Raw genomic sequence first — 13,098 nt, 5'->3', positions numbered from 1 at the left:
CTGGATGTATCCTTTAGGAAATCCCTCTATTTTACAAACAAAATTGTTTTAACGAGGGTTTTTCTTGAGGGAATAATTCAATAAAAAATAACGCGCAAAGTCTCGAAGAAAAAATAAAATATGATAAATACTGGTAATAATAATGAATTTCAAAATGCTTTCAGTGCAAGCTTCAGTTATTATTTTGACAATTTTGGAAATGAGGAGCAATTTTTTGATTCTGCCAAAAGATGGATTGATGATAAATATTTCTTGATTGTGTTTGGATGTTCAAATAAGGATCATCGTGGACAACATATCTTATTATTTTTCAGCAGCCAGTATTTTCCGGTCCAAGAAATAAGAGGATATTTTAAAGAAGGGGCTTATTTTGCATTCCGTTCAGATCTATTTACAGGATATAGTCTGCGAAATAAATTGAAAGAATTTGGGTTTCTAGAATACTCCATTCAGGAATCGATGATCTTATCGAATAACGATTACAGACTTATAAAAAATATCTTTGAACTGATAGACCTCGAGACTAAGATGCCCATGAGTGAAACGCAGTCTAAAATACTTATTTCTTATCTTGATTTGCTTTTACAACATATGCAAAGGTTTTATCAACAGTTAATGGAAGATAAGCTGAATGAGTTTAGAGCGTTACAAAAAGATTTCATGAGCGAGCTGCACACTCTTTTTGATAGCAAAAGAAAATGCTTGTCCCTACTTCCTAGTTTAACATTATTGTCCAGGAAACTAAATTGTACAACACGATTTCTCAATGATGTTTCTTTAAAAACTTCTAAAAATACAGCACAGTATCATATTGATAATTTTATTGTTAAAATAGCAAAGGAATTACTTGCTGAAACTGATTTATCAGTAGCTGAAATCGCTAAAAAAATGCAATTTGATCAACCTCAGTCATTAACCAGACTGTTTAAAAAGAAAACAAGAATTAGTCCACTCGACTATCGTATATCAATTATATGACAAATTTATTCCCAGAGGAATCAGCATTAGCCTAACCAAATCAGTTCATTGGTCAAGCCAATGAACTATATTGAGCAAAAATTGAGCATTCTGTTTTGCGGCCGGATGGTTCATTCCTCTTTTTTCACTTTTGATGCCATGGAGTTGTGCCGAAAAAGGAGCACCATCTCCGAATACCACAATTCTCCCTTTCCCGAACTGCAGGTAAGCACCGTTTGCAAACCCTTTGCCCGACAATCGGGGAATATTGTCTGGAATAGGCCTTTTTATCTGATTCGCATCATTGGGTAGGTAGATGTCATATTCTTCATTTAATAAAGAAATAATACGTGCCGTCGTTGGTACGATAAAGCCAGTTCCGCCCCAGCACATAATACTGTCTATTTCTTTACCTGATCCAGTGGTTATAGAATTTGATAACAGTGTTTCTCTGTCCTTTGAAAAGATCTCGGGACGTCCATTCTTAGGTAAGGCAAAACCGTTCACGATATGAATACCAAATGCCGCACCGAGCGTTTGTACAGATCCGCCACAAGGCATGTGGTCGGTGACTAGAAATAGGCTTCCACCATCAAATACCCATTGGCGGAGAGTTTCTATCTCCTGATCGGTAAAGGCTGAATAGGTGGGTAATTTCCAGTTTTCCGGATTATATAAGGCATTTATACTGATATAGATTTTTACTTCTTTTAGTTGATCGTAAGAGATTTTTTCTTTAGCACTTCGGAGGCGATATCCATCAGCCAGAAGGAGATCTGAAAAAGGAGCGTAGGCTCCTCTCAAAGTAACCGGATTGTTGTGTGCCTCGTCAAATAGGAGTAGCGGTCCATCACCGATCCGGTGGTGCGGATCGGTGATGGGATAATGAAACTGTTCATCCGCCACCTGTTGGGCGCTAAGCTGAGCTGTACCCAGCAGCAGGAATAAGCAGGCAATAAATCTGTTCATAATATTTTTTTATTAGGATTATTGATCAGTTTTTAGCCAAAGATCATTTTCGAAACACTGCATCTGCTCTACCTTTCCATTGGCAACAGAAAATGTCAATGGAAAGGTGCCATCATCATTGAGGAAGAAAAATTCCGATCGTGGGGTAAATGAAATTGTTTTGTTATCCCACAATTGAGTAAGCGTTAGGCCTGTTGAGGAGGGATCTATTTGAATTTTAAAGTTGTTGTCATTTACCTTGAGGTAAGTTCCGGCAAGTTGTTTCAGTTGAGATGCGGTTAAACTCGCGATTTTAGTGGGGTCAAATGGCACGCGCTCACATAAAATCCTACCCAGTATCTTGGTTTGGCTAAAATCGCCGGAATCATCCTTTAAAAATTCTATGGCATAGCCTTCGTTTTTGGATTCAAAATGCGTATCATCTTTGCGGACCAGCTGATATCTTTTTTTCTGATCCCACAGCTGTGTCGCATACAGGTTGTTATCTTGCTCCTCGAAAGCAATGAAAGCTACTTTATTGGGTAGCTGGTAGTAGCCTTGAAATGATTTTAGTGGAACCAACTGTTGTTGCTGGGGGCTATCTTTAGAGGCGGACTGGGCAAATGTATCAATCGAAGCAAAAAGACAACATGCTCCCACCAGAAGACCATATGTTGCTTTGGAAAATTGGCGGATCGCTCTCGAGTACCCGCTTGGTTTGGTGTATTGTATCATAATTTCTTTTGTTGATATGATACAAGAGTAGGTCTTTTTGATAGGCTAACCGTCCGAATGGATGCAATCGAACAAACTTCATTGTGCCGAGTTAGTTTGATTGTTTACTATTGACTTTCATATATTCTGTCGGCGTAATGCCTGTTGCTTTTTTGAAGCTGGCATAAAAGGTTGTTCTTGAATTGAAACCTGCCCTTATTGCGATTCCAAACATATCAAGTAGCTTGGCCTCTTCGGATAATAAAAGTTGTTTCGCTTCCTCCGTGCGAAGCTCGTTGATAAACTGGTAAAAATTTTTCTGCAGTCCATTGTTTATGATGTAGGACAGATCGTGCGGATTGATCCCGATATGCTCAGCGAGAGACGATAGTGTTAAAGCCGGGTCGAGATATAGCTTTTCAGCTGTTGTTTTCTGTACTAGTTTTTCTTTTAATGCGTCTACTTGTTGTGCTGTCAGCCGCTCTTCGGCTTTAACCTTTTTATGCTGCGCTTTGTTGATGAGGTTTTCTGTAGACTCAATTGTGTAAATTGACCGTTGTGTTAGCGTTGCGTACCCAAGTGCCACTGCGCCCATAAAATATAAAATTGGGGCGACAGCACTGAAAACTAAATGAACCATAGCCAGCAGACGGACAACAATCATCAATAATAGCGCAATCAATAGATACTTTAACCAGGCCATGTTTATCTTTTCCGTATAGGAAGATAGCTGGCGAATGTTTTTCTGGTGTATTTTAAAGAGGTTATAACAGGCAATCCAATAAAAGATACATTGTGCAAAAAAGAAATATTTGATAGCAAAGATGATCCATTGCGGTAATTGAGGCGGATGGATGTGTCTATTAAAAAGTCCGGGTATTAAATAGATGATGGAGAAGAAAACGAAAGCGAGGAATGGAAAAAAATGTAGTCCCCAATACCGAATTTTTGCTGTTGGTTTGACCATGTAGTGAACGGCCAGGTAGAAGCAGGGGAGTGTAGCCCATCGCGGGAGTTCCAGCGTATGGATCAATCCATTGCTCTCGATATGAAAACCTTCAAGAAAAAGCTGGGTAAATAAGCATGCCATCAAATAATACCAAGTCCCAAGCCACCGGTCTGCGTGGGAACAACTGTGGTTGACACCCATAACGATTAAGGTGCCGAGCAACAGAAATGCACCCGCTGAAAAAGCATGAAAGGTATAGAGTATATTGATCATGGGCCGTAGCAAGTTATCATTGTAACGTGAATTTAAACATAATTGATCAAATGGTGCTACATCATCCATATAAGTACCCCGATCCAACCATTTACGGATAGCGGGGCGACGAATAAGCTTTTTTTTACAAATTAGCAATGATCTTTACTGGTCTTGTCCGTGTCCATCCAAACGGATAAATCTGTTAGGGTTCCATGCGATACAATATCAAACTGCTGTCGAATGAGATTACTGATATAGGTTGCTTTTTCGTTTTTCGGTTTATGCTTCGATCGCTTAAGCGGAGATAGTGATTTTATCAATGACAGCACAGTTCTCGATTATAGCTTATTGTTTCCATTTCACTTTTCCCTTATCGTCCAACATTTCGATAGAAGGGTTACCCAGACTGTCCACCTTTAAAATAATTCTCGGTATCTCATTGTTATCTTTCATCACCAAAGAAGCGTTCCCATTCTCTGTTAGTAGGTTTATCCGGTTAATATTATGCCCCGGCTTACCGGATAGATCTTTATCATTAATCAATAGACCAGCCCTGAAATAATTGTCGTGTTTATTATCCTGTGCCAGGATACCAATGGCATCGGCATTCTGATAATCAAATGCAAGTGCATTCAGGTTAGTCTCTTCATTATCGGTAATTGCCAAACCGCCTCTTTCGTCTCCATTTTTATCATAGAAAATCAGGCCCGCGGGAGCGTAAGCCCTTTTATATGTTTTCCCTTTGATAATAGGTTGCGGAATGTTATCTGTGTTTGCAATAACGACACGATTATTTCCAGATCTGTCCTTGATATCTATTCTTTCCGCGCTTAAACTGTGCTTGTTGTTCAGAAAAAAGTAGACCACACAAGCCATCAGTACGATATTGGAAAGAATAAGTGCGGTTAGAAATATTTTTAGTGTTTTGGAAATTGTTTGCATAATTTAATTTCAATTGTTAATTATTACGGTCTCCTATTCCAAACTTCAATTAATAGTACGATGCGTTCTATTTCAAAGAGTTTAATAGTATCCTTTATTATTGTTTGATAATAAGCAAAAATAAAGTGTGATTTCGAAAACGCACTCTACATAGGTTGAGCGTAATGATTTTTTTATTTGGTTAGCCCTTTACGTATTCGGCTCAACTGTGTTGGGGTAATGCTCAGGTGCGAAGCAATATATTGTAGTGGAATTCTGCTGTCAATTCCCGGATGTGCCGCCAGCAATTTGAGATATCTTGTGGTTGCACTTTCGGTCAGTAAAGAAATTTCTCTTTCTTCATTAATGACGATCCATTTTTTCTCCAAATAGGCAATGTAAAGGTTTTTTAGTTCATCATTTTGATTGATAGCTGCTCTTGTTTGATGATAAGGCATACATACCACAGTAGTGTTTTCAATAGCTTGCAGTTTAAAATCGTTGGGCGTTTTTATGATTGCCGAAAATCTTGTGCTCGCAAAATCCCTCTCCAAATAAATCCATTTATTCCAGATAGCTCCTTTTTCATCAATAAAATAAGAGTTTAAGGCTCCTTTACAGACAAAGAAAATGTCATTGGCGACACGCCCTTCCCTAAGTAAAACTTCATTTTTCTTAAACTGCTGAACGTAGGCCGTTTCAGCCAATAAATCAAATGCCTTATCCGAAATGGGATATACGCTTGTAACAGCTGTTTTAAAGTCAGCAAGATATTTTTCTGTTTCTGTCATTTGCTTTAGCGGGGCTATATTCGAATAAATATAACGTATATTTTAAATAGCTAAAATTGATTTTTCTTCTTCTTTGGATATTTCGATATCAATGACCACTAGATATATATGATAGATTTTATCTTGGTATTATTGTGCCTGAATTTGTAGCGGCAATAATAGTCGTCTGTATTTATTGTTCTGTTTCGTTTTTGAAACCGAAGCGTTATCCCAGTAGCTGCGGTGAGAATAATCTCTACCGATTCCGTATCGAGATCCCTGGCCGACCTCAACGAATAAAATTTCCAGATAAGTCCAAATCTGAGAATAAGTTATAAGTGTCGAAATAAAGGAACTATTTTGGCTACTTCATAAGTGGCTCCTTTGTAGGGGCTTATTGTTTTTTTTGTCAATTTTTACCATCAACTCTCATCCTTTGCAGCATTTTCTTCGGCAAGCTTTCCTTTAAGTTATAGGACACCAGCTATCCCGATCACCCTTTGACTTTCTGATCCTGGCATAAAAATTTTTACGATCTTTAAAGAACCAATACGTCGCTATTATGATAAATATATTATTAAAAACGGTCACAGATGCAATAGACATTAATCAAGCAGATAGGGACCTGATTTCAAAACTTTTTAGGGAAAAGAAATACAGGAAGGGTGAATATTTTTTGCGTGAAGGGGACGTTTGCCGTTATGTTGGTTTTATTATCAGCGGTGTTATGCAGTATTATATCAACAATGATGGGGAGGAGAAAACATATGGATTTGGTAAAGAAATGGATTTTGTCTGCAATAACGAAAGTTTTATTCCCCAAAAGCCATCTAGGCAGATTATTCAAGCTCTTGAAGATTGTACACTATTGGTAATTTCTTATAATGATCTTCAAGTGTTTTATTCTGAGATCAAGAATGGCGAACGTTTCGGCAGGTTAGTGATAGAGCAGGTTTTTGTTCAGACCCTTCAAGGGCTTAATTCTTTTTATACTGATTCTCCCGAAATTCGTTATGAGAAATTTATAAAAGAATACCCTGAGCTAGTACAAAGAATTCCTCAATATTATATTGCTTCGTACGTCGGGGTGAAACCACAATCGTTAAGCCGTATCCGGAGCCGAAATACGAGGAGGGACTGAGTTATTAACTTAGGTGCATGAATAGTGAAATCGGTCCAGATAACTTTGTTGTCAATAAAATTATATATTATGGCAACAAGAATATGTTACATCATTTCATTTTTGACCGGAATAGGTTTACTATTTATAGGTCTAAGATTTTTGTTTTCACCGCTTAACGCTGAATTCGATTACGGTATCTCTACTAATACACATGCTGATTATTCCTTTCACTACATCAAAGGAATTCGCGATCTATTTTCTGGTATTCTTCTGGTGCTTTTAGTATTGGCAAATGAAAGGAAAGCACTGGCCATAGCGTTGCTAGCAGCGACCGTCGTGCCCTTAGGCGATTTCATGATTGTAATGGGCAAAAATGGCAGCGACTGGCAGCATGGCATAGCTCATATGATAGCTGTATTGATCTGCATTATAGTGGGGCCGGTGCTTTTAATGCAAAAAAAGAGAACCGACAATCCTTATAATCAAGTATCTTTTGATCTTATTCATTCTGCGGCCAATGGTGGTTCTACTATAAGTGAATGTGATCTACTCCCCGGAGCAAAAACGCCATGGCATTATCATACACTATTTTCTGAAAGGTTTGAAGTCCTTGAAGGTGAATTGGAAGTGGGTAGAAGCGGTAAACGTTACCAACTCAAGTCGGGGGATAAGATCTTCATATCGGCTAATGAAACACATCTTTTTAATAATAGATCTAAAGGTGTGTGCCGGTTACGGACAACCATCGATCCAGGAAATATTGAATTTGAGAAGGCCGCACTGATTCTATTGGGGCTGGCAAAGGATGGTCTTACGGACGGGAACGGAATTCCAAAGAATTTTTCAGACCTGGCTCTGTTCATTTACCTGAATAACTCCAAGATGACAGGAGTAATGAAAATTGTAGAACCTCTTCTGAGTATTGTTGCGAAAATTGCAATAAAAAGCGGACGATTGAAAATTCTTGAGGAAGCCTATTGTAAGACAACTGGTCTACAAGGCTATGGTGATCTGAAATGATGAAGCTGGCCACCAGCGTTATCGAGGTCGCAAATTTTACGTCATATATCATAGTTAGCGTATGTATATAAGTCGATTCTAAATGAAGAATCGACTTTTTTTGATATTTAGCACGTCATTTTTTTGAATTTCCCTCAGGGAAATTGGATGTTTTATTTCAAAATTACTTTCCTTAGACGCTCCTGATGCTCATCACCCCAATTTCCTAGTGCAGAAATTACAGGGATTAAAGTCTTCCCAAATTCTGTAAGACTGTATTCCACTTTAGGTGGTACAACAGGGTAAATAACTTTTGCAACCAATTCGTGCTCTTCAAGTTCTTTTAGCTGAACATTTAGAACTCTTCGTGAAGCATCCGGTATTTTGCGCTGGAGTTCGCTTGGGCGTTTGTACCCTTCATTGATAAACCACAATAATCTTATTTTCCATTTACCATAGAGAACTTCACCAATCAGGTCTAAACCACAGTTGAGACTTAAAGGTATTTTCTTTTCGTACATATTCCAAAATTAAGTCAATGTTCGAAAATATACAATATGGGATAAATTTATCCCTATGCAATTCGTTTTTCCGTACTTGTGTAAACTGTTTATAGGTCGGAAATTTGTATAAAAATATTTCAATAATGAAACATATAGTTGATTTCAACAAGGAGTTATCGGGTAAATTTGCTTTGGTGACAGGTGGTACAAAAGGCGCGGGAAAGGCAATAGCTGAGCGCTTGTTAAATGCAGGCGCAACGGTTATTATTGCGGCAAGAAATACCCCTAAACAAGCCAACGACAAGTTACATTTTATTTCTGCTGATCTAAGCCAATCTGCCGGAACCAAAAAAATAGTTTCAGAAGTTCTTCAAAAATTTGGAAGGTTGGATATACTCGTCAATAATCTGGGCGGTTCAGATGCAGAAGGCGGAGGTTTTTCAGTATTGAGCGATGAAGATTGGGAAAAGGCTATTCATACTAATCTGCTTGCGCCGGTCCGTTTAGACCGAGGCTTTTTGCCTCATATGTTAGAAAGGGGAAATGGTGTCATTATTCATATCGCTTCCATACAAGCTAGGTTACCACTACATGATTCAACATTACCTTATGCGGCAGCAAAGGCAGGCTTGTTAAATTACAGTAAAAATCTATCAAATGAAGTATCTCCGAAAGGAGTACGAGTTTTAACTGTTTCGCCGGGCTGGATTCAGACAGATGGTGCAACGGGAATGATGCAGGAAATTTCGGAGCGAAACGGTATTAGTGTTGAGGAAGCAATCCAACAGGTCATGAATAGCCTGGGAGGAATACCTTTTGGCAGGCCGGCAAAACCCGAAGAGGTTGCGGAGTTGGTCGGTTTTTTAGTATCACCACGAGCAGGATATCTCACCGGAACCGAATTTGTAATCGATGGCGGGACAATACCAACCGTTTGAATTTAGTCATATGCCAGCATACATAATATTTACAAGAATCACAACTATTGATCAAAAAGAGCTAGAGAAATATTGGAGCCTGATCAGGGAGACTATGAAGGGTTACCCAATTGAAGTTCTTTCTCCTTATGGAGACTTTGAAGTTCTCGAAGGTGATCAGATAAAATAAGAAATCATGGAATTACCAAAAGTGTTAATAGATTTAGTGGCAGCACAAGCGAGCTACAATAGCGTTGCATATGCCAAGTGTTTCGCCGAAACAGCAGTAGTTTATGATGAGGGCAAAATGCACAATGGACGAAAAGAGATCGAAAAATGGATTTCAGATGCAAATAAAAACTATAAGTCAATTATGAAGCCTATCAGCTTTGAGAAGAATGAGGATCAAAGTATTTTGAAAGCGGAAGTCTCAGGTAATTTTCCTGGAAGCCCTATTGTATTGAGTTACCGGCTCAATATTGTTGGTAATCAAATCCAATTTCTAAAAATTACAGGATAAGGAGAAATTTTATGGACCAAAGGGTATCGGTGGTATTTATCGAAGAGTGGGTTGATCTGGAGAAAGACTGCGGAATAGTGCTGCTGTAACTATGTTTCTATCGTCGAGAATAAAAGGTGCTGTATTGACGGAGGATTTTCCCCATCTGCCTCGAAGATATCAACCTTAGTTTGTAGCAACCTATCATCTTTAATTATCAGATGCGCGGGGAAAACATTTTGTACTTTCTTTTTCAGCTTTTCAAATACCTGAAAATCAGTATCGCTTACAGAGGTAAATGATTTTTCCCGATTGGAAAGGCTCATTATCCTGATCGCAAAATAGGGTAAGATAACACTGACAAATAAAGAGTATAAAATGTCTTCATTCTGCTCAAGGCGGAAGGAAAAGTGATACGAAGGGCTTCCCCCTAAGAAGGAGTAGTCCCAGATTTCAGCAGACAGGTCGGTAAGGGATTCTTTTAATTGTTCCCATTGCCCGCGGTCTGACCAGGCTGATTCAATACATCGTTTCCGGTTACTGTAAGGTTCTGAAGAGGAATAAGCCATGATATCGTCGAGGGTAAGACCCTCCGGATAATACTCTTTTAACTGCTCCGTTATTTGTTCCTTTCGCATCTGAATTTATTTACAATTAGGATCCCAGTTTTTCACTCCCGTCCCAGGATTAGTTCCTACCATATTGGCTACTCTCGCAAGATTCGCTCCAAGCTGGGCATTGATATAAACCTGCATTTCAGGAGGCCTTTTCTTTTGTTAAAACTGCCGAACGAATCGACTGTTCTTCCGCGTAACCAACTCTTCTTTCGAACCCATACCGTAGCCTTAACAATGCGTCATCATCTTGAAATTAAGAGCTGTAGATATTCTTTTTAACAACCTTTTGATGAAAAGGACACTTACATATTTTGGGATATATTAAGGTTAATACGATTTATCCAAATTTGTTCTCGGTCTTGGTTGTTTTCAAAGTTCTGCAACATATATTCACGATTGTACTTTACTTTTTTATTGAAATACAACTTGCCATTTACGTAAACCTTTACTTTCTTCTTCAGATTGACCATTTCAGGCGAAATATTGATTGAAAATGATTTAATAGAAGAAGTTTTAATTCTGAAAATGTTGTTTTGATATTCAGCTTTTATTTTTCCTGATCTTCTTGGAAAATCAAAAGCTTTTTTATCAACTTCCTGAACAATTAAGCTATCGTCTTTGTCATATTTCAACCATTGGCTGATTTTAAAATTTAGCTCTTTGTGCCAATTTGATTTTTGGCTTAAGGTATCTAATTTTATGTCAGAAAACCAATCAATATTTCCGTATTTTTCATCATCGAATTCCCAAGATATTTCTTTCGGAAAAGGGTTTCTCTTTCGGGGTATTAGGTCGTTAAAAAGAATCTGATAAGCTGGTTCAGATTCGTCAAATTGTGGAAACCAATGCGGAAATCCATTGTACCGATAATCTTTGTAATCGGCATTTATTCCGTTCATTAATTTTGTTAAATCATCATTTGCGTTTGGTGGATAATAATAATCCTCATCTGTTGAAAAATTGATAAATGAACGGTTTTTAATATTTTCAACGAAAGTACCACCAGTGAAAATTTTTGGATAAGTGTTAAATCCGTAAAAACCTGCAAATTGTGTAGGTTGTTTCATCAGATATGAAAACGACCCCGTTCCTCCGTTAGAATGTCCCGAAATGAAAACTTTATTGTCATCAACGTTGACTGCTTTCTTGATAATTTGAAGAATTTCTGGAATCATAAAAAAGCCCTCATTTGATGTCATCCAATTGTATTGCCTGCTCCCTTTTGGAAAAACTAAAATGACATCATTTTGCTCTGCATATTTTGTGTAATACCTATTCCAGCCACCTAAATTCCAATCGGCAAACTGATAATCAATCAATGCATTATTTCTTACTGCTCCGTGGAGAAAGAAAAGCAGGGGATACCTCTTTTCAGGATTGTAATTTTTTGGTAAATGAATAAAAAAAGAAGTTTTGGTTGAATCGTTTATTTTGAATGAAATAGAATAATCCTGATTCTTTTTCGCTTTGTAGGGATTAAAGTTTTTTATTTTCCCATAAAGAGATTTTTTATCCTGAAGTTTATCTAAATTAGTTTGCTCTATGCTGAAAAATTCATCTTCCTTTACTTTTAATTGGCTGTAAAAACGATCTTTATTTTTAATAGCATCGCTTTTCAAAATTTGCCATCTTGGGTCACCTATTAGATCTTTATATTCTTCCGAAGCATAATCTCTAATTATGTAATTCCAAGCGGGATAAGTTTTCCAGTCGGTTTCCTTCTTTGCCAGCGGAGATAAATAGGTAAATGCCTTATCTTTATTATTCAATTTATAAGCTAAGATTGAAGCGTTATAGCGGCTAAATTGATCTATACTATCCGGAAATCTTGCGAATGCGTCTTCGTACAATCCTAATGCATGAAGATACGCAATTGAATCTTTTGCATTTTTTTTGTTTTCGACCGCTTTTCGAATCAAAGTTGAATAATTTTCCTGTGCTTGGGCAAATAAACTTAACAGAACTAAAAATAAAACAATACAATATCTCATAAATCAAAATTTAATGAGGCAAATCTACAGACAAACTATTTCGGAAACTTGTAAAAATGGAACATTACTCGTTAAGGATCCAGATGCCAAAAAGTATCTTCTTTTCCTAAAATAGTTCCTTTGCTAAAAAAGTTTCTTGGTGAATTATCAACGAGGTTTTTATAGATTTTATTGAGATGAGATTGATCGCTGAAATTAAACTCGTAAGCAATTTCAGTGAAGCTACTTTCAGGGTTCTCAAAAAGTTTCTTGTTAACGGACTGTCTAAAAAGAACTATTTCGTAAAATTTTTTGATGGAAACTCCCAAATTAATTTGAAAGACTCTGTTTAAATGTTGTCTGCTGATTCCAATGTAAGTTGAAAGTTCTGTGACAGATATTTTCTCGTCATTACTGAAAATATATTGAACTGCTTGTTCTAAAATTGGGCTCTCAAATTTTTTAAAACGATGTAATAAAGCGTTGTCTAAAAAATCTGAAATACGTTTTATTTGAGTTGTAGAAAAGATTTCTTTTAGTTCTTTTGGACCGAAAAACTCGTAATCTGTTATATAATCTGCAAAATTTAAATTTTCATAAAATTGCTGAATACCTAAAGGATGAAATACAATGACGATTCTGTAAACTGTTCCAGATTGTTTTACATTAAGTACTTTTTCCCGAATAGGGGTGAAAATCTGAAATGGTTTTGCGTTATCATCAAATTTTATTTCTCCATTTTCCAATCTCACATGATATCTATAAATTGAAATTGTATTATTAAAATGGGGGAAACATAGGAATTCATTGATCACATTATTTGGTTTAATGTCCAAATAGTAATAATCAACATACTTTTTGACTATAGGATTTTTTGGTTTGAATGTTTGAAATAATTCCTTCATTTTTAACTTTCTACCTCGCAAATCTGCAATAATTTCAAAAATAAGAAAAAA

The 13,098-nt window shown here is 37.0% G+C and carries 15 protein-coding genes; 6 read left to right on the top strand and 9 right to left on the bottom strand.

Annotated features, from left to right (window positions below):
* Positions 1–120 precede the first annotated feature (120 nt).
* Positions 121–978, top strand: coding sequence for a helix-turn-helix domain-containing protein (locus tag K2F45_RS16320; RefSeq protein WP_145330711.1), 858 nt, complete (start codon positions 121–123; stop codon positions 976–978).
* Positions 979–1,023: 45 nt separating this feature from the next.
* Here K2F45_RS16320 and K2F45_RS16315 read toward each other — a convergent pair whose 3' ends face one another.
* From K2F45_RS16315 to K2F45_RS16295, 5 genes are all read right to left on the bottom strand, one after another.
* Positions 1,024–1,926: a hypothetical protein gene (locus K2F45_RS16315; RefSeq protein WP_075993100.1), complete on the bottom strand. Its 903-nt coding sequence runs from the start codon at positions 1,924–1,926 to the stop codon at positions 1,024–1,026.
* A gap of 18 nt (positions 1,927–1,944) precedes the next feature.
* Positions 1,945–2,640, bottom strand: coding sequence for a hypothetical protein (locus K2F45_RS16310; RefSeq protein ID WP_075993099.1), 696 nt, complete (start codon positions 2,638–2,640; stop codon positions 1,945–1,947).
* Between the two features lie 91 nt (positions 2,641–2,731).
* Complete coding sequence (locus K2F45_RS16305) at positions 2,732–3,979, bottom strand: helix-turn-helix domain-containing protein (RefSeq protein ID WP_248931890.1); 1,248 nt, start codon at positions 3,977–3,979, stop codon at positions 2,732–2,734.
* Positions 3,980–4,168: 189 nt separating this feature from the next.
* Positions 4,169–4,765, bottom strand: coding sequence for a hypothetical protein (locus K2F45_RS16300; RefSeq protein ID WP_070565714.1), 597 nt, complete (start codon positions 4,763–4,765; stop codon positions 4,169–4,171).
* Between the two features lie 173 nt (positions 4,766–4,938).
* Positions 4,939–5,535: a Crp/Fnr family transcriptional regulator gene (locus K2F45_RS16295; RefSeq protein WP_115049191.1), complete on the bottom strand. Its 597-nt coding sequence runs from the start codon at positions 5,533–5,535 to the stop codon at positions 4,939–4,941.
* Positions 5,536–6,076: 541 nt separating this feature from the next.
* On the opposite strand from K2F45_RS16295, the gene K2F45_RS16290 reads away from it, so the two are divergent.
* Positions 6,077–6,655 (top strand): Crp/Fnr family transcriptional regulator, encoded by a 579-nt coding sequence (locus K2F45_RS16290; protein ID WP_075993096.1) that lies wholly within the window; start codon positions 6,077–6,079, stop codon positions 6,653–6,655.
* Positions 6,656–6,724: 69 nt separating this feature from the next.
* Positions 6,725–7,657, top strand: a complete 933-nt coding sequence (locus K2F45_RS16285) for a DUF4267 domain-containing protein (RefSeq protein ID WP_248931889.1) — start codon at positions 6,725–6,727, stop codon at positions 7,655–7,657.
* A 152-nt stretch (positions 7,658–7,809) separates the two neighbouring features.
* Here the strand turns inward: K2F45_RS16285 and K2F45_RS16280 are convergent, their stop codons facing one another.
* Positions 7,810–8,157 carry a winged helix-turn-helix transcriptional regulator gene (locus K2F45_RS16280; RefSeq protein ID WP_075993094.1) on the bottom strand — a complete coding sequence of 116 codons (348 nt, stop codon included), beginning with the start codon at positions 8,155–8,157 and terminating at the stop codon, positions 7,810–7,812.
* A gap of 125 nt (positions 8,158–8,282) precedes the next feature.
* Between K2F45_RS16280 and K2F45_RS16275 the strand changes: the two genes are divergently transcribed.
* The 3 genes from K2F45_RS16275 to K2F45_RS16270 are packed head-to-tail and all read left to right on the top strand — an operon-like array spanning position 8,283 to position 9,576.
* Positions 8,283–9,077: an SDR family oxidoreductase gene (locus K2F45_RS16275; protein ID WP_248931888.1), complete on the top strand. Its 795-nt coding sequence runs from the start codon at positions 8,283–8,285 to the stop codon at positions 9,075–9,077.
* The gene (locus K2F45_RS27490) at positions 9,052–9,246 is read left to right on the top strand and encodes a DUF1330 domain-containing protein (RefSeq protein ID WP_420833002.1); all 195 of its coding nucleotides are present in this window, start codon (positions 9,052–9,054) and stop codon (positions 9,244–9,246) included. The genes K2F45_RS16275 and K2F45_RS27490 overlap by 26 nt, the downstream gene beginning before the upstream one ends.
* A 6-nt stretch (positions 9,247–9,252) precedes the next feature.
* Positions 9,253–9,576, top strand: a complete 324-nt coding sequence (locus tag K2F45_RS16270; RefSeq protein ID WP_088161914.1) for a hypothetical protein — start codon at positions 9,253–9,255, stop codon at positions 9,574–9,576.
* An 89-nt stretch (positions 9,577–9,665) separates the two neighbouring features.
* Here K2F45_RS16270 and K2F45_RS16265 read toward each other — a convergent pair whose 3' ends face one another.
* The 3 genes from K2F45_RS16265 to K2F45_RS16255 form a co-directional block, all read right to left on the bottom strand.
* A complete protein-coding gene (locus K2F45_RS16265; protein ID WP_248931887.1) occupies positions 9,666–10,193 on the bottom strand; it encodes a hypothetical protein in 528 nt (175 codons plus the stop codon).
* A gap of 281 nt (positions 10,194–10,474) precedes the next feature.
* Positions 10,475–11,941, bottom strand: a complete 1,467-nt coding sequence (locus K2F45_RS16260) for an alpha/beta hydrolase-fold protein (protein WP_248931886.1) — start codon at positions 11,939–11,941, stop codon at positions 10,475–10,477.
* Positions 11,942–12,234: 293 nt separating this feature from the next.
* Positions 12,235–13,047, bottom strand: a complete 813-nt coding sequence (locus K2F45_RS16255) for a helix-turn-helix domain-containing protein (protein WP_248931885.1) — start codon at positions 13,045–13,047, stop codon at positions 12,235–12,237.
* Positions 13,048–13,098: the final 51 nt, after the last annotated feature.

The sequence above is a fragment of the Sphingobacterium siyangense genome, from assembly GCF_023277505.1.
GTDB classification, from domain to species: Bacteria; Bacteroidota; Bacteroidia; order Sphingobacteriales; family Sphingobacteriaceae; genus Sphingobacterium; species Sphingobacterium siyangense.
The sequence above is the reverse complement of the archived record's forward strand: the minus strand, read 5'-3'. Positions and strand labels throughout refer to the sequence as shown.